Annotated in this window: 17 protein-coding genes; 6 read left to right on the top strand and 11 right to left on the bottom strand. The window is 60.0% G+C overall.

Annotated elements, in window-relative coordinates:
• Positions 1 to 110: 110 nt before the first annotated feature.
• A complete protein-coding gene (gene aroE, locus RMV17_RS29950) occupies positions 111 to 932 on the bottom strand; it encodes a shikimate dehydrogenase (protein ID WP_108224893.1) in 822 nt (273 codons plus the stop codon).
• 9 nt (positions 933 to 941) lie between these two features.
• Positions 942 to 1856 (bottom strand): oxygen-dependent coproporphyrinogen oxidase, encoded by a 915-nt coding sequence (hemF, locus tag RMV17_RS29945; protein WP_108224894.1) that lies wholly within the window; start codon positions 1854 to 1856, stop codon positions 942 to 944.
• A 150-nt stretch (positions 1857 to 2006) separates the two neighbouring features.
• Between hemF and RMV17_RS29940 the strand changes: the two genes are divergently transcribed.
• Positions 2007 to 2984, top strand: coding sequence for an NADPH:quinone reductase (locus RMV17_RS29940; protein WP_108224895.1), 978 nt, complete (start codon positions 2007 to 2009; stop codon positions 2982 to 2984).
• A 35-nt stretch (positions 2985 to 3019) separates the two neighbouring features.
• On the opposite strand, the gene RMV17_RS29935 is transcribed toward RMV17_RS29940, so the two are convergent.
• From RMV17_RS29935 to RMV17_RS29900, 8 genes are all read right to left on the bottom strand, one after another.
• Complete coding sequence (locus RMV17_RS29935) at positions 3020 to 4342, bottom strand: AMP-binding protein (RefSeq protein ID WP_311884594.1); 1323 nt, start codon at positions 4340 to 4342, stop codon at positions 3020 to 3022.
• Entirely contained in the window at positions 4332 to 5600 is a 1269-nt protein-coding gene (locus tag RMV17_RS29930; protein ID WP_311884592.1) for an aminotransferase class I/II-fold pyridoxal phosphate-dependent enzyme, read from the bottom strand. Before RMV17_RS29930 ends, RMV17_RS29935 begins: the two co-directional genes overlap by 11 nt.
• On the bottom strand, positions 5597 to 6691 hold the full coding sequence (locus RMV17_RS29925) for a DUF3419 family protein (RefSeq protein ID WP_311884590.1): 1095 nt from the start codon (positions 6689 to 6691) through the stop codon (positions 5597 to 5599). Before RMV17_RS29925 ends, RMV17_RS29930 begins: the two co-directional genes overlap by 4 nt.
• Positions 6692 to 6733: 42 nt before the next feature.
• Positions 6734 to 7468 (bottom strand): iron-containing redox enzyme family protein, encoded by a 735-nt coding sequence (locus tag RMV17_RS29920; RefSeq protein WP_311884588.1) that lies wholly within the window; start codon positions 7466 to 7468, stop codon positions 6734 to 6736.
• Positions 7446 to 8114 (bottom strand): hypothetical protein, encoded by a 669-nt coding sequence (locus RMV17_RS29915; RefSeq protein ID WP_034152208.1) that lies wholly within the window; start codon positions 8112 to 8114, stop codon positions 7446 to 7448. The genes RMV17_RS29920 and RMV17_RS29915 overlap by 23 nt, the downstream gene beginning before the upstream one ends.
• A 270-nt stretch (positions 8115 to 8384) precedes the next feature.
• Positions 8385 to 8942, bottom strand: a complete 558-nt coding sequence (locus tag RMV17_RS29910; RefSeq protein WP_034152207.1) for an L-threonylcarbamoyladenylate synthase — start codon at positions 8940 to 8942, stop codon at positions 8385 to 8387.
• A gap of 55 nt (positions 8943 to 8997) precedes the next feature.
• Positions 8998 to 10098 (bottom strand): DNA-processing protein DprA, encoded by a 1101-nt coding sequence (gene dprA / locus RMV17_RS29905; protein ID WP_311887102.1) that lies wholly within the window; start codon positions 10096 to 10098, stop codon positions 8998 to 9000.
• 80 nt (positions 10099 to 10178) lie between these two features.
• Positions 10179 to 11204, bottom strand: coding sequence for a LysM peptidoglycan-binding domain-containing protein (locus tag RMV17_RS29900; protein ID WP_034152205.1), 1026 nt, complete (start codon positions 11202 to 11204; stop codon positions 10179 to 10181).
• A 160-nt stretch (positions 11205 to 11364) separates the two neighbouring features.
• On the opposite strand from RMV17_RS29900, the gene def reads away from it, so the two are divergent.
• The 5 genes from def to RMV17_RS29875 all read left to right on the top strand — a co-directional run bounded on the left by def (position 11365) and on the right by RMV17_RS29875 (position 16053).
• Entirely contained in the window at positions 11365 to 11871 is a 507-nt protein-coding gene (gene def / locus RMV17_RS29895) for a peptide deformylase (protein ID WP_064116564.1), read from the top strand.
• A gap of 58 nt (positions 11872 to 11929) precedes the next feature.
• Complete coding sequence (gene fmt / locus RMV17_RS29890; RefSeq protein WP_311884581.1) at positions 11930 to 12889, top strand: methionyl-tRNA formyltransferase; 960 nt, start codon at positions 11930 to 11932, stop codon at positions 12887 to 12889.
• Positions 12886 to 14196 carry a 16S rRNA (cytosine(967)-C(5))-methyltransferase RsmB gene (rsmB, locus tag RMV17_RS29885; protein WP_311884579.1) on the top strand — a complete coding sequence of 437 codons (1311 nt, stop codon included), beginning with the start codon at positions 12886 to 12888 and terminating at the stop codon, positions 14194 to 14196. The genes fmt and rsmB overlap by 4 nt, the downstream gene beginning before the upstream one ends.
• Positions 14197 to 14218: 22 nt before the next feature.
• Positions 14219 to 15595, top strand: a complete 1377-nt coding sequence (trkA, locus tag RMV17_RS29880) for a Trk system potassium transporter TrkA (protein ID WP_108224903.1) — start codon at positions 14219 to 14221, stop codon at positions 15593 to 15595.
• Between the two features lie 143 nt (positions 15596 to 15738).
• On the top strand, positions 15739 to 16053 hold the full coding sequence (locus RMV17_RS29875) for a tetratricopeptide repeat protein (RefSeq protein WP_034152200.1): 315 nt from the start codon (positions 15739 to 15741) through the stop codon (positions 16051 to 16053).
• A 1-nt stretch (position 16054) separates the two neighbouring features.
• Here the strand turns inward: RMV17_RS29875 and RMV17_RS29870 are convergent, their stop codons facing one another.
• Complete coding sequence (locus RMV17_RS29870; RefSeq protein WP_034152199.1) at positions 16055 to 16294, bottom strand: PilZ domain-containing protein; 240 nt, start codon at positions 16292 to 16294, stop codon at positions 16055 to 16057.
• Positions 16295 to 16303 lie beyond the last annotated feature (9 nt).

Below are 16303 nucleotides of genomic sequence, written 5' to 3'. Positions count from 1 at the left end.
ATAGAGGTAATCCTTGTGGGAGCGAGCCTGCTCGCGAAGACTGCGGCACAGCCAACATTGATGTGTCAGACAGACCGCTTTCGCGAGCAGGCTCGCTCCCACATGGGAATTTATTGCGCCAGTTGGCGGCGTAGTTCGGCGAGTACTGGCGCGGTGTCCGGGCGCACGCCGCGCCACAAGTAAAACGCCTCAGCGGCCTGCTCCGCCAACATCCCCAAGCCATCCATCGACACTACCGCGCCATGTTCGCTGGCCCAGCGGCAGAACGCCGTCGGTTCCTTGCCGTACATCATGTCGTAGCACAGGGTCTTGCCCGGCTCGATCAGGCTCGGCGCAATCGGCGGTACATCGCCGGTCAGGCTCGCCGATGTGGCGTTGATGATCACGTCCACCGGCTCACGCAACCAGTCGAAACCACTGGCCGACACCGGCCCCAGGTCACAGAACAACTCCGCCAGCAACTCAGCCTTGTCCACTGTACGATTGGCGATGATGACTGAGGCCGGTTGTTCCGCCAGCAACGGCTCCAGCGCCCCACGAACTGCGCCACCGGCGCCAAGCAGCAAGATGCGTTTACCCGTCAGGCTGAACCCGGCGTTCACTGTCAGATCACGCACCAGCCCGGCGCCGTCGGTGTTGTCACCGAGCAATGAACCATCAGCCAGTTTGCTCAAGGTGTTCACCGCGCCGGCCCTTTGTGCGCGGGCGGTCAGACTGTTGGCCAGACGATAGGCGTCTTCCTTGAACGGCACGGTCACGTTGGCACCGCGACCTTCCTGGAAAAACGCCGTGGCGCAGCTGGCGAAATCATCAAGCGGCGCCAACAGCGTGCTGTAGTCGAGGCTCTGGCCGGTCTGTTCGGCGAACAGCTTGTGAATCAGCGGCGATTTGCTGTGGCCGATCGGGTTACCGAAAACGACGTAACGATCCATCAAAAATCCTCAGGCCTCGGCCAGCCAGTCGCGGTCTTGCAGGAAGTACTCGGTCAGGCGGGCTTCTTCGCTGCCAGGCTCGGCCTTCCAGTCATAACCCCAGCGCACTTGTGGCGGCAGCGACATCAGGATCGACTCGGTACGCCCGCCCGATTGCAGGCCGAACAACGTGCCACGGTCGTACACCAGGTTGAACTCAACGTAGCGGCCACGGCGGAATTCCTGGAACTCACGTTGTTGAGCGGTGAACGCGGCGTTTTTGCGGCGCTGCACGATCGGCAGATAAGCGTCGATGAAAGCATCCCCGATGGCGCGCATGAAGGCGAAGCTGGTGTCGAAGTCCCACTCGTTGAGGTCATCGAAAAACAGGCCGCCGATACCGCGCGGCTCGTGGCGATGCTTGATGTGGAAGTAGGTGTCGCACCAGGCTTTATAGCGCGGGTAGACGTCCGCCCCGAACGGCGCGCAGGCCTGTTCGGCGACGCGGTGCCAGTGGATGCAGTCTTCTTCATTGCCGTAATACGGGGTCAGGTCGAAGCCGCCGCCGAACCACCAGACCGGCTCTTCACCTTCCTTCTCGGCGATGAAAAAACGCACGTTGGCGTGGGACGTCGGCACATGCGGGTTGTGCGGGTGAATGACCAGCGACACGCCAAGGGCTTCAAAACCGCGACCGGCCAGTTCCGGGCGATGGGCACTGGCCGATGGCGGCAGGCCGCTGCCGAAGACGTGGGAGAAGTTGACGCCGCCCTTTTCGATCACCGTACCGTTCTCGATCACGCGGGTGCGACCGCCACCGCCGGCGGGCCGGGTCCAGGCGTCTTCAACGAAGCGCGTGCCGCCGTCTTCGGTTTCGACAGCCGAGCAGATGCGGTCTTGCAGGTCGAGCAGATAGGCCTTTACGGCGTCGGTGCGGGTCGTCATGGCTTCACCTTGAATCGGGCGGCGCCCCGGCAGACGGGCGACGCAAATGGGCGCGTAGCATACCACCGCACAACGGCGCGCCGCAGTTGACGAAGATCAAGCATGGGAGTTGGATAGGGGGCTCACAACAGACCCAAGGAGAGCAGGCAGATGGCAAAGCGTATCCAGTTCCGCGCCCACGGCGGCCCCGAAGTGCTCGAATATGTTGATTACCAACCCGCCGCACCCGGCCCGAATCAAGTGCGCGTGGCCAACAAGGCGATCGGCCTGAACTTCATCGACACCTATTACCGCAGCGGTCTGTATGCGCCGCCGGCCTTGCCGTCCGGCCTGGGTGCGGAAGGTGCAGGCGTGGTTGATGCCGTGGGCAGCGACGTGACCCGGTTCAAGGTCGGTGATCGCGTGGCGTACGGCAGCGGCCCGTTGGGGGCCTACAGCGAATTGCATGTGCTGCCCCAGGACAATCTGGTGCACCTGCCCGACGAAATCAGTTTCGAAACGGCTGCCGGGGTGATGCTCAAAGGCCTGACCGTGCAATATCTGTTGCGCCAGACCTATGAGTTGAAGGGTGGCGAAACCATTCTGTTCCACGCGGCGGCCGGTGGTGTCGGTTCGCTGGCCTGTCAGTGGGCCAAGGCCTTGGGCGTGAAGCTGATCGGCACCGTCAGTTCCAAAGAAAAAGCCGAACTGGCCAAGGCCAATGGTGCCTGGGCGACGATCGATTACAGCCACGAAAATGTTGCGCAATGCGTGCTGGAATTGACCGACGGCAAGAAAGTCCCGGTAGTTTATGACGGTGTCGGCAAGGACACCTGGCTGACTTCCCTCGACAGCGTGTCGCCACGCGGCCTGGTCGTGAGCTTCGGTAATGCTTCTGGTGCGGTAGACGGCGTGAACCTGGGGATTCTCTCCGCCAAGGGCTCGCTGTACGTGACCCGACCGACGCTGGCGACTTATGCCAACAATGCCGAGAACCTGCAGCGGATGGCCAACGAATTGTTCGAAATGATCATCAGCGGCAAGTTGAAAGTGGACATCAGCCAGCGTTATCCACTGGCCGATGCGGCGAAGGCGCAAACCGAACTGTCGGCGCGACGTACCACCGGTTCCACCGTCCTGTTGCCCTGACACGTAGCCAGCCAACGAAGCACCCGGACGAGTCGTCATGACTTGCCCGGGCCGCCTCGCGCCTCAGCAAAGAACGGTGTTTTGCCGGCCACGGTGGTTTCGAAGTCACACCGAGGCAGACGCCGTACCTGCAAGCCCAGCACACCGGGCAATCCAAGCAATGCACTCGCCTGCGCCTCGTTGCGCAAAGCCTCTTCGATGACGCGTTCTGCACCGGCCGGCAATCGCTCCCGAGCGATGACAAGCCGTATATGCGCACCATCGACCTGTCGAACAATCTGCACCTGCACATCCGAAGCGTGCAGTGCAGGCAATGCCTCCGCGAGCACGCTCAGAACCTGACCCTGAGTGATGATCGCACCACCCAGCTTGATCGAAGTCTCGACGCGCCCCTCCAGCTCCAGTATGGGCAGCGCGCTGCCACAGGCACACGTTGATTGCCTGCCCAGGACTCGCCCACGGTCGCCAATGCGATACCGCAGCAACGGCACATGATCGGGCAGTAAAGGTGTCAGCAGAAACTCGCCGGACTCACCGTCGGCCACCGCTCGCAGGCTCAGCGGATCCACCACTTCAAGCAGCATGGCGTCCGCATGCAGATGGTAGAAACCATGTTCGAGGTGCGCGCACTGGAAACCGACCGGACCGGTCTCCGTCGAGCTATAGCCCAATGATCGTATGTTCAGGGCCGGCCAGTCCCGAGCCAGTTGCTCGCGTAAAGGCTGACGGCAGGGTTCGCCGATGTAGTAGAGCCATCTCAGACTGCTCAACTGCGTCCCATCGACATCGGCATGATTGAACAACGCCGCGGCAAAAGACGGGGTGCAGATCAGGGCATCGGCCGCTTGAGAATGAATCAACCCGGCTATGCGCTGAATGCCCATCAGCGCGCCAGCAGGCAGCAGACGCGCACCGATGTGCTGGACGATGGCCGCCGCGTATTGGAAAGCACCCTGCATTTCGCCGGGCGTCAGGCAATTGATGACGACACCGGGACGCTCATCGGTCGCAGCAAACATTCGCGCGCCCAGGGACACTATGCTTTCGTTGAAAGCCCAGGAATGGGTGATGTGCTTGCGGTTACCAGTGCTACCACCCGAGGTCAGGGTCAGCCCGCCGCCACAGGCACGGTGTGAAGCTTCGCCGAGACGGGTAAACAGCAATCCGCCCTGTTCGTCCTCCACGGCCAGGATCGGCAGCCGATGCAGATCCTCCGTCGTCTGCACCAGCCGAATCTGCGGACACAACGTGCAAAACCATGACAGTGACTGCGCATGGGCCAATTTACTCGCGAAGGCCTCTGTTGCTGCCGCGTGAACGCCCGCCGAACTGGCATGCATCATCAGGTCACGGCGCATGACGCGGCTCTCCCTGACGAATGCCCAATTCAGCGAACCCGTCGTTGACGGCGCTGGCCAGATGCTCCAACTGAGCGTGGCTGTGATTGGCACTGATGGCCAATCGCAGGATCGCTTCACCTTTGGCCACCACCGGAAACAAGGCAGTAGTGACTGCGATGGCATGCCGACGCAGGTGCAACGCCAGACGGATGGCATCCCGCTCGGCGCCAACCCGGACGAAACGTATGGGCGAAGCAATCTGATGGTTGCCCAGCAGCGGCCCAAGCAGATCGTCAATCACCGCCACATTTCGCCAAAGTGACGCCTGCAATCGGCCCAACTGTGCAGATAGATGGATCCTGGCCGAGACGACTGCCGCGCCGACCCCTCCCATGGACAGTGGCCCACCGAATGTATAAGTCGACGCATGGCGCCGAATCATCTCGGCATCGGCCGCTGTCAGCACGGTAATCGCACCGCCGGTTGCACCGAAGGCCTTGGACAATGACGACAGCAGGATCAGGCGATTGCGCAACGGTTCAGTGGCGGCAACAAGTGCATAACCGCCCCCAGCCTCGCCATGAATCGAAGTGCCGTGAGCGTCATCTGCATACAGGTAGCCCTCAAAGCGCTCAGCCAGTTGCAGCAGCCGGTTGACGGGATAAAGCCCTCGCATCGAGCCAATGCTGTCAGCCAGGATAATGGGCGTATTGCCGGCAGCAACTGCCGTGGAACAGGCGTCTTCGACTTGCTGCAGATCACTGCAATCGCAGCGCTGCACGGGGCCGAACTGCCACAGAATGCCTTGCAGCACTTGCATCGACGCATGGGCGGCGCGGTCAACGATCCAGCCTGGGCCACGACGCAACGGATACGACGGCAGCTCACCGGAACCCAGCAGCGGCAGACACCCCAGATGGGCACTGCCCACCGAATTGAAAGTCACCGTATGCCCCTGAAATATACGGTTCAATTGCTCATCAAGTTCACGCATCGGCGGCAGCAACGCTCGGGTCCGGGCGGCTGCGAACTGCACACCAAAAGATTCGACGGCTTGCACTGCACCTTGAATCAGCCGGGGGTCGCTCTCAAGACCAAGATAGGAGCATGAGAGAAATTCGGTTAGCTGTTCGCCGCTGCCCAACTCAATGACCTTGCCTTCGCGCTTTTCCAGTTTCAGGCCATTGAGTCCGGCATCGAACAATTGCTGCTGATCGTCACGCGCCTGACGGACACGATTCTTGACCCAATTGATGGTCGGATGAGGCGTATTCATCGAGATACCTGCACAGGTGATGTCTGGCGGTAGACCTGTACTCGCCAGAGTTGGGTTTTTTCTCGTGTGATCGCTTCCTGATACTGAGCGGAGATGTCGCAAAACCCTGCACAGTCGGGCCTGACCACATGCAAGTGGCCACGAATAACTGTCAGTGCATCCTCGCCCAGAGCGGGTCGGAGCCGCTGCAGAACATCAGTGCCGACCTCTGCCGGCAGGAATGAAGGCACGTCGGAAAGCGAGACAAAATCGACGTCCCTGCAGGTGGCCACGCAGTCGAGAATATCGCCCTGCACCACCGTCAACTCGCACTCCCGCAGCGCTTTGCGAGCTTGTTGGAAAAGCTGCGGATCACACTCAAGCGGAAAGCCTTGCGAATACCGCAGTTCACCGAAAAACAGCATTTGCAGGAAAAAGCTTTCGCGCACGACCTGAGTGGTAAACAAGGTATGGAACAGACCCAGATAGGCCTCACGGGAGCTGATTCCAAGGTTGTTGCGGGGAAATGCCCCCCGGTAAAGCAGCGAGTTGAGCACCGCCGCATTTCCCAACAATGCGACCACGGCCTTCCAGCGCCGGTGGGGGAAGTGCCTTCGGTAATAAGCCGATTGTTCACCCAGGTCGCGGAACTGGAAAATCGCTCGACCCGCCTTGCCGGTGAACAATCCATTGACCTTCGCTAACCGCTGCAGGGTCTGCTCGAAGGCACCCTGGTAAACCGGCGCTTGCCAATGACGGGAATGAAACAGGTTCGCCAGCCATTGGCGATCAAGGGCGGGCAGGTCCAGAAGGCGAAATATGGATTTGCGCCGTGTGACTGACGTGTCCGGCCGATAGCCCATGAAATCCATAAACGACTGGTGATCGGTTTGCTCCAGCAGGGCAAAACGCAGGCGGGTAAACGCCAGTTGCGGCGCACTGATATCAGCGCAAGTCATGCGAGCCGGGTAGCGGGCCAGTAACGGAAGCAGTCGACCACCACAGCCGGCAACACCCAACACGTGCCTGGAGTGCTCGGGCAGAATGGCGTATTCGAGCGCCGTGTCTTCATCCCCCAGCGCGTAGTTCAACCGCTCGAAGTAATCAGCCATCCACACCTCCGCCTGTGCGGCGAGAAAATGAACGCGAAGGCATCATGAGTTATCCAGGGCATGGAGGAATTCGTAGCGGGGGGCGAGGCCGTTTTGCCACGCCTCGTACTGCTCATAAACTGCCTCGAGCATGTTCCCGGTCAGGCGCAGACTGGTTTCCATCACCGTGGCAACGGCATCCCAGTCAACCTGGCGCTTGCAGGTACGCTGCAAGATGAGTTTGATTTCGTTGAAGTGCTCGACATCGATATCTGAATGAGCGATGAAAAACGTCAACTGAGCAGGCTTCAGCGCCAGTGTTTCACTCAGTCTGTTGATCAGCGGAGTAATGAAGTGATAGGCGTTTTCCGCCCAGTAGCTGTATCCCAGCCGTTGTAACGGATTACCGGTAAAGGAAATCCAGTACAAGTAAGCGATCAGCACTTCCGTTTCAGGGAGTGCCGGCGGTATATCAAAGTTCTCATTTTTCAAGCCCAGACTCATGACATCATGCAGGGCCATTTTTTCATGACCGACTTCTTGCGCCGCATGTTCAAAACAGAACTTTGCATAAACAGGATTATCGGCGTGCCGGACACCGACCAAACCCTGGTTTCGTGCATTGTGTGCGGTGTAATGAAAGGTCTCGATCATATAGATCGCATATAACGCTCTGGAAACACTGCCCTCACGAATCGCCTTGACCAGCCGGGAGTTATCCAGAATATCGGCCCATGTTTTCTCGATTCGCTGATCAAGCAGGATCAACTGTTGTTCAAAACTGACGGATGCATTCATCGCGACTCTCCGGATGGTTGGCGTTCATGGGGAAGGGTTGTTGAAGCGCTGTAAGGATTTGCCGCCATTCAGCAGACAGCAGCCAGTAATCACCGCGAGCGCGATGCTCGATATGAAGTGAGTTGGAGGTGATCGGGGTCAGGCCGAAACGCTGGAACAGCCGTCGTTGTGGTGACCTGCACAAGGCGGTAACACCCTGGTAACCGCAGTCGATCGCCCATTCGGTCGCGGCGGCAAGCAGCGCATTGATCGGCACCGGCCGATGTTGTTGTGAATGGGTGATCAGGCGACTGAATTCGACATGGCGCGCCAGCGCCACGGTTGGAGAAACATACTGGTGCGCCAGCGCAGCCCACTCGAACGGCGAAGGGGTCACTCTTAATACCGCGGTCAGTTGATCGCGCTGGTACAGCAGAAAATGTGTGCTGCGCGATGAAATCGCCAACCTTGTTTCAAGTGCCCGGGCTCTGGACGTCAGCATGTAATGCTTGAGTCGAAGACGAAACTGGCGGCCGATGAATTGTTCAAACTCGCGGGTGTCTGCTCCCGTATCAAGAATAGCGATACGATAATCAGCGTGTTGCTTGTTCAGAGTCTCCTGAAGCCCCTGCAGATAATCCTTGAGTTGTAAGTTCGTAGTATCCATTCCTTCTCCGCAGACGTTAACTTATCGAAGTTTTCTGAGCGCATTGAAATAATGGATGCTTTTGAGAATATCGCCACTGCGCGACTTCTGATAATGACGTGGGAAAAGTTACTGAAACTTCTAACTTATAGATTTATCTGACACACAGAAGAACAACATAAACAACAAACTGTTTAAGTTGTAGAAGCTGAACCCAATAAATCACAGGCAGGCAAAAACTCCTCGTCCATACAGTCGAGGAGTTTAAAAACGAATAAGACCGAAAGAAGGTCAGTCGGGACGAATGACCTTCCCCGTCGCAAGATCGCGGATGACACTCGGGTTTTTCCGCCCACCGAGGCTGCCGCCCAGCACCAGATCCACTCGTCCACGGAAGTACTGCTCAACGCGCAATCGGGTACGCGCCGCCGGGCGACCCTGCGGGTTGGCCGAGGTCGAAATCAACGGCCCCACCATCGAGCACAGATCGCGCACTTGCGGGTGATCGCTGACCCGCAGCGCCACGGTGTCGTGCACGCCGGTCACCCACTCCGGCAACAAGCCCTGATGTGGCACCAGCCAGGTGTTCGGCCCCGGCCAGGTGCTGGCCATGCGGTCGATCCATTCTTGCGGGAAGTCTTCGAACAGGAAGTCGAACTGGCGAATGTTGTCGGCAACCAGAATCAGCCCTTTGACCACCGAACGATTCTTGATCGCCAGCAACCGATCCACGGCCTCTTCATTCCACGGGTCGCAACCCAGCCCCCAGACGGCTTCGGTTGGATAGGCAATCACCGCCCCGGCGCGAATCTCTCGTGCGGCTTGTTGCACACGCCAACTGTTAACCATGAAAAAACTCTCCGCAAACAGGTTTCGCGCAGTTTACCGATCTTCCTTGTAAAACCTAGCGCACGCGCGCAAACCAGCGGCCATTTTCACTCACGGCGCGGCCATCCATTTCCAGTTCGGTGAGGGCCGCCAACACCTTGGGCAACGCCCAGCCGCTGCTGTCAGCCAAACCCTCGCTGGTGTGCGGGGCGGCGTGGAGCAGGGTAAGCAACGGGTGATCGACTTTCGCCGTGTCAGTGGATAACGGTAGATGCTGCCAGCCGCGCAGTGCTTCGAGGATGTGTTCAATGGTTTCCACCAATACCGCACCATCGCGGATCAATTGGTGGCAGCCGCGCGCGCCGGGGTGATGGATCGAACCGGGAATCGCGTAAACCTCGCGCCCCTGTTCCGCCGCCAGCCTTGCCGTTATCAATGATCCGCTGGCAACGCTGGCCTCGACCACCAGCACGCCGAGAGCCAAACCGCTGATGATGCGATTGCGCCGCGGGAAGTTGCTCGCGGTCGGCCCGGCGTCCAGTGGAAATTCCGAAAGCACCGCGCTACCGGACGCAATCATCGCGTCAGCCAAGCGCCGGTTGCGCTGTGGATAAAAGTTTTCCAGTCCTGTGCCGAGTACGCCCACGGTCAGCCCGCCAACATCCACAGCAGCCTGATGCGCAGCGGCATCGATACCCAACGCCAACCCGCTGGTGATGACAAAACCGGCCCCGGCGAGACTGCGGGAAAATGCCGCTGCGGTGTCCATTCCCGGACGCGACGCGCGGCGGCTGCCAACCATCGCCAGTTGCGGTTTTTCCAGAATCAGCGGATCACCGGCCACGAACAACATGGGCGGCGGGTCGGGAATCTGCGCCAGCAATGCCGGGTAATCCGGTTGGTCCCACATCAGCAAATGCTGATCCGCGCGCTCTAGCCAGCGCATTGCATGGCTGGCGCCATCGCGCACGTCTGGACAACGGCGCGCTTCGGCACTCGACGCTGGCAGGCCCAACGAGCGCCAGGCACTGGCCGGCGCGCTGATGGCTTTCGACGCCGAGCCAAAGGCTTCGAGCAATTTTATAAACCGCTTGGGGCCGACATCCGGCAAGCGGTGCAGGCGCAGACGCGCTTCCAGTTCCGCCGGGGAAACTGGCGTACAGACAGGCAACATGATGGATCATCCTTGATCGTTATAAGCTCCGAACCATTCGGAACAAGCTGTGGATAACTCTGTTGGTAACTTGTGAAGCAAGCTTACGGATTTCGCACCTTGTCGAGCACCGCCAGCGAGCGTGAAGCGTTGAGAACGAGGCCGTAGCTGAGTTTGTCGTAAGTGCGAAACACCATCAGCAACCCGGCGCGTTCGTCGGGAATTTTCAGTGGCTGGCCGGTAATGCGGTCACGCACGGTTTCGCCGGTTTTCATCACCACCAGCACGTTGCCTTCGGCCAGACCGTCGCGCTTGCCTTTGTTCAACGTGACCACGTCCATCACACCGATCTGGGTAACGCCGCGCGGCACATCGATGATCACGCCGTTAATGCTGGTCGTGGGCGCGCTGGGCATGAAGGTCGAATTGATCGAACGCTCTTCGCCACTGAACAGACGGTCGCCGAGGCGCACTTCCTGGGTGGTGCGTTGCAGGGCGAGGGTGGCGACGTCGCCTTCGGTGGCGACGATTTCACCGCCGCCGATATCGTCGGCGTTGATCCCGAGAAACTCCTTGGTCTGCGGATCGGTGTAGACCTTGCCCTGACGGAAAATGCCGTAGACCGGCTGATCCGGATCGAAATGGCCGCGCGCGAAGATACGGTCACCGGTGCCGCTGAGCACGCGCTCGGCATCGCCGGCGACGATATACGGCGCCTTGTCGAAATCCTCGGCCTTGTCGACGATGCGGTTGCTCAGCAGAAAGCTGTTGATCGATTTCAGTGGAATGCTCGGAATCGCCTCGGCTACCGGGCTGGTGCGAATACGCGGCGAGAGCTTGATGGTGCCGCGCGACTCGCCACGATTAAGCGTCAGACGCGGTTGGCCGTCGACATAACTGAGCGTCAGCGTGTCGCCGGGATAGATCAGGTTGGGGTTTTCGATTTGCGGATTGGCCCGCCACAGTTGTGGCCACTGCCAGGGCTCGCGCAGGTATTTGCCGGAAATGTCCCAGAGCGTGTCCCCCGAAACCACCGTGTATTGCTGTGGAAAACCATCCCTGAGTTGCACTTGCCCTTGCGCCACGCCGGCCGAAGCCAACAGCAGCAGGGCGAGTAGTGTTTTCCTCATGCAGTGAATCCCTTTATCATGTGCATTCGCGTGAACCGTCAGAGCCCCCGTGGCTCGCTTGTGCAAAATGCACAAGCTACGCTTCACAACGGTAGCCTGCATCTTCGGACCTGCCAGGCCATCGCCCGACTTTACTCAACGTGTGCAGCAATCAAAGCCTATGGCCATTTTAAACATCCTCGAATTCCCGGACCCGCGTCTGCGCACTATCGCCAAGCCTGTGGCTGTAGTGGACGACGAAGTGCGTCAGTTGGTCGATGACATGTTTGAAACAATGTATGAAGCGCCGGGCATCGGCCTTGCCGCGACCCAGGTCAACGTGCACAAACGTATCGTCGTGATGGACCTTTCCGAAGACCGCACCGAACCGCGGGTGTTCATCAACCCCGAGTTCGAATCGCTGACCGAAGAAATGGAGCAATACCAGGAAGGCTGCCTCTCGGTACCGGGCTTCTACGAAAACGTCGACCGCCCGCAAAAGGTCAAAATCAAGGCGCTGGACCGCGACGGCAAGCCCTATGAGCTGATCGCCGAAGGCCTGCTCGCGGTGTGCATCCAGCACGAATGCGACCACCTCAACGGCAAATTGTTCGTCGATTACCTGTCCACGCTCAAACGCGACCGGATCAAGAAGAAACTGGAAAAGCAGCACCGCCAGAACGCTTGATGCCCCTCCTTCAAAGGCTTGCTGCGGCAAGCCTTTTTCTTTTTATGAGACTCCCTTCATGACTGAGCCACTGCGCATCGTTTTTGCCGGCACCCCGGAATTCGCCGCCGAACACCTCAAGGCCCTGCTGAACAGCCCTTACGAGATCGTTGCGGTCTACACCCAACCGGATCGTCCGGCCGGTCGCGGGCAAAAACTGATGCCGAGCCCGGTTAAACAGTTGGCGCTGGAAAATAATATCCAGGTGTTGCAGCCGCCGACTTTGCGCAACGCTGAGGCTCAGGCTGAACTGGCCGCGCTGAAACCGGATCTGCTGGTAGTGGTCGCCTATGGCCTGATCCTGCCGCAAGTGGTGCTGGATATTCCGCGCCTGGGTTGCATCAACAGTCACGCCTCGTTGCTGCCACGCTGGCGCGGTGCGGCGCCGATTCAACGCGCCGTGGAACACGGTGATGCCGAGAGCGGCGTGACCGTGATGCGCATGGAGGCCGGCCTCGACACCGGGCCGATGCTGCTCAAGGTTGTCACGCCGATCAGTGCTGAAGACACTGGTGGCAGCCTGCATGACCGCCTCGCCGAGATGGGCCCGCCGGCCGTGGTGCAAGCGATTGCCGGTCTGGCTGCCGGCACTCTGGAAGGCGAAGTGCAGAACGACGAACTCGCCACTTACGCGCACAAATTGAACAAAGACGAAGCACGCATCGACTGGAGCCGTCCGGCGATTGAGCTGGAGCGACTGGTGCGCGCCTTCAACCCATGGCCGGTCACCCACAGCACCCTCAACGGTGAAGCGCTGAAAGTACTGGCGGCGACACTTGCCGAAGGCAAAGGCACGCCGGGCGAAGTGCTCAGCGCCAGCAAGGACGGTTTGGTAGTCGCTTGCGGCGACCAAGCCCTGTGCCTGACCCGCCTGCAATTGCCAGGCGGCAAGGCGCTGAACTTCAGCGACCTGTTCAACAGCCGTCGTGAGAAGTTCGCGGTCGGCACCGTGCTCGGCGCAGCGGTGGACGCACAATGAATCCGCGTCTGGCCGCCGCCAAGGCACTCGCCGCCGTGCTCAGCGGCAAAGCCTCGCTGAACAGCTCCCTGCCGACGCAACTGGACAAGGTCGAGGATCGCGATCGCGGTTTCACTCAGGATCTGGCCTTCGGCACCGCGCGCTGGCAGCCACGCCTGTCGGCACTGGCGGAAAAACTCCTACAGAAACCGTTCAAGGCTGCCGACGCCGATGTTGAAGCGCTGCTGCTGGTCGGTCTCTACCAATTGCTCTACACCCGCGTGCCGGCCCACGCCGCCATCGGCGAAACCGTCGGTTGCGCCGACAAGCTGAAAAAGCCGTGGGCCAAAGGCCTGCTCAACGCCGTGCTGCGCAACGCCCAGCGCGAAAGCGAAACGATTTTCGCCGAACTGGAACGTGATCCGGTGGTGCGCACCGCTCACCCGCGCTGGCTGCAAAAATCCCTCAAGGCGTTCTGGCCGGAACAGTGGGAAGCGATTTGTGAGGCGAACAACGCGCATCCGCCGATGATCCTGCGGGTCAATCGTCGTCATCACAGCCGCGACGCTTACCTCGGTTTGCTGACTGAGGCCGGGATTGCTGCAACACCATGCGTGTACAGCCGCGACGGCATCATCCTCGAAGCCGCCGCCGACGTACGCAGCCTGCCGGGTTTCGCTGAAGGCTGGATCAGCGTGCAGGACGAAGCCGCGCAACTGGCTGCCGACCTGCTCGATCTGGTGCCGGGGCAACGCGTGCTCGACGCCTGTTGCGCGCCGGGCGGCAAGACCTGTCACATCCTCGAAGCCGAACCGGCGCTGGCCAGTGTGGTGGCGGTGGATCTGGAAGCCAAGCGTCTGGTGCGCGTTAAGGAAAACCTAGAACGCCTCGGTCTAAACGCCGAACTGATCGCCGCCGACGGTCGCGATACCGAGAAATGGTGGGACGGCAAACCGTTCCAGCGCATTTTGCTCGACGCACCATGCTCGGCCACCGGCGTGATCCGCCGCCATCCGGACATCAAGCTGACCCGTCAGCCGGACGACATCGTCGCCCTCGCGCAACTGCAAGGCGAATTGCTCGACGCCATGTGGAAAACCCTCGAAGTCGGCGGCATCCTGTTGTATGCCACCTGCTCGACGCTGCCGACCGAGAACACCGAAGTCATCGCCGCGTTCCTTGAGCGCACCCCCGGTGCCCGCGAACTGGACCTGGCCACCAGCGCCGGGATCAAACAGCCCCATGGTCGCCAATTGCTGGCCCAGCAAGGTGGGCATGACGGGTTCTACTACGCCAAGCTGATCAAGATCGCTGCCGCGCGCGGCTAAACGGATTCAACGGAGTGACTGGATGAAAATCATCATCCTCGGTGCGGGACAGGTCGGCGGTTCGCTGGCCGAGCATTTGGCCAGCGAGGCCAATGACATCACGGTGGTCGACACCGACGGCGAGCGCCTGCGCGACCTCGGCGACCGTCTCGACATCCGCACCATTCAGGGCCGTGGCTCGTTGCCGTCGGTGCTGCGTCAGGCCGGCGCCGACGACGCCGACATGCTGGTGGCGGTGACCAACAGCGACGAGACCAACATGGTCGCCTGTCAGGTGGCCCACACCCTGTTCCACACCCCGACCAAGATCGCCCGGGTGCGTGAAGCGTCCTATTTGAACCGCGAAGAACAGCTGTTCCAGAACGAAGCGATTCCGGTCGACGTGTTGATCAGCCCCGAGCAAGTGGTGACCAACTACATCAAGCGCCTGATCCAGCATCCCGGCGCCTTGCAGGTAATCGACTTTGCCGAAGGCGCGGCGCAACTGGTGGCGGTGCGCGCTTATTACGGCGGGCCGCTGGTGGGTCAGCAACTGCGCCAGTTGCGTGAGCACATGCCGAATGTCGAAACCCGCGTGGCAGCGATTTTCCGTCGCGACCGGCCAATCCTGCCCCAGGGCGACACGGTGATCGAGGCCGATGACGAAGTCTTCTTCATCGCTGCCCGTGAGAATATTCGCGCAGTGATGAGCGAAATGCGCCGCCTCGACGAAACCTACAAACGCATCGTCATCGCTGGCGGCGGGCAGATCGGTGAACGTCTGGCCGAGGCCATCGAAAGCCGTTATCAGGTGAAGATCATCGAGATGAACCCGGCGCGTTGCCGTTATCTCTCCGACACCCTCGACAGCACCGTGGTCTTGCAGGGCAGCGCTTCCGACCGTGATTTGCTGCTGGAGGAGAACATTGCCGACGCCGACATTTTCCTCGCGCTGACCAACGATGACGAAGCCAACATCATGTCGTCGCTGCTGGCCAAACGGCTGGGGGCGAAGAAGGTCATGACGATCATCAACAACCCGGCGTATGTCGACCTGATTCAGGGCGGCGACATCGACATCGCCATCAGCCCGCAACTGGCGACTATCGGCACCCTGCTGGCCCACGTGCGCCGTGGCGATATCGTCAGCGTGCACTCACTGCGTCGCGGTGCGGCGGAAGCCATTGAGGCGATTGCCCACGGTGATGCGAAGTCGAGCAAGGTGATTGGCAAACCGATCGAGAAGATTGGCCTGCCGCCGGGCACCACGATTGGTGCGGTGATCCGCAATGAACAAGTGATCATCGCCCACGATGACACGGTGATCGAAGCGGGCGACCACGTGATTCTGTTCCTTGTGGATAAAAAGCATATTCGCGATGTGGAGAAGTTGTTCCATGTCGGGTTGAGCTTCTTCTGAGGTTTGCGCTGACGGCACTGGCCCTTTCGCGAGCAGGCTCGCTCCCACCTTTGGAATGCGTTTCCCCTGTGGGAGCGAGCCTGCTCGCGAAGGCGGTCTCAATAAACCCCATCAACACTGACACCCAAGAAAGGACTCCACCGATGCTCGAATCCCTGGAAAAAATGCTCGCCAAGGGTGTGGATAACTCCCTGCTGCGCTTCGGCCTGGGCAAGGGCTATCTGGATCTTGGGGAAAACGCCAAGGCTGCCGAGCATTTTCAGCGCTGTGTCGGTTTCGATCCGAAATATTCGGCGGCATGGAAATTGTTGGGCAAGGCGCAATTGGCACTGGGCGATCACACCGCCGCACGGCAGGCATGGGAACAGGGTCTGGAAGCCGCCCGCGCCCATGGCGACAAGCAGGCCGAGAAGGAAATGACGGTATTTCTGAAGAAGCTCGATCGTCAGGCGCAATAAGTCAAAGGTAGCGAAGGCCGATACCGTCGGCATCCACTGTAACCACTTCCATCCGTACCCGCGGCGCGCCTGTGGGTAAGTCCTGCACCTGGCCGTAAACCACTGCACCTTTGGGTAAGGAAGCCAAAACCGGATGCTGCACGAACACCCCGGTAGGCGACAGATTGCGCGTCTGCCCGAGGCATTCGCCGAAGCTGTCGTGGGTAATCTTGATGCGGAAGGATTTGCGGTGTTCGGACATCTTCTTGCG

It is taken from the genome of Pseudomonas sp. VD-NE ins, from assembly GCF_031882575.1.
Taxonomy (GTDB): Bacteria; Pseudomonadota; Gammaproteobacteria; order Pseudomonadales; family Pseudomonadaceae; genus Aquipseudomonas; species Aquipseudomonas fluorescens_BZ.
This window is presented reverse-complemented; position numbering and strand designations above follow the sequence as displayed.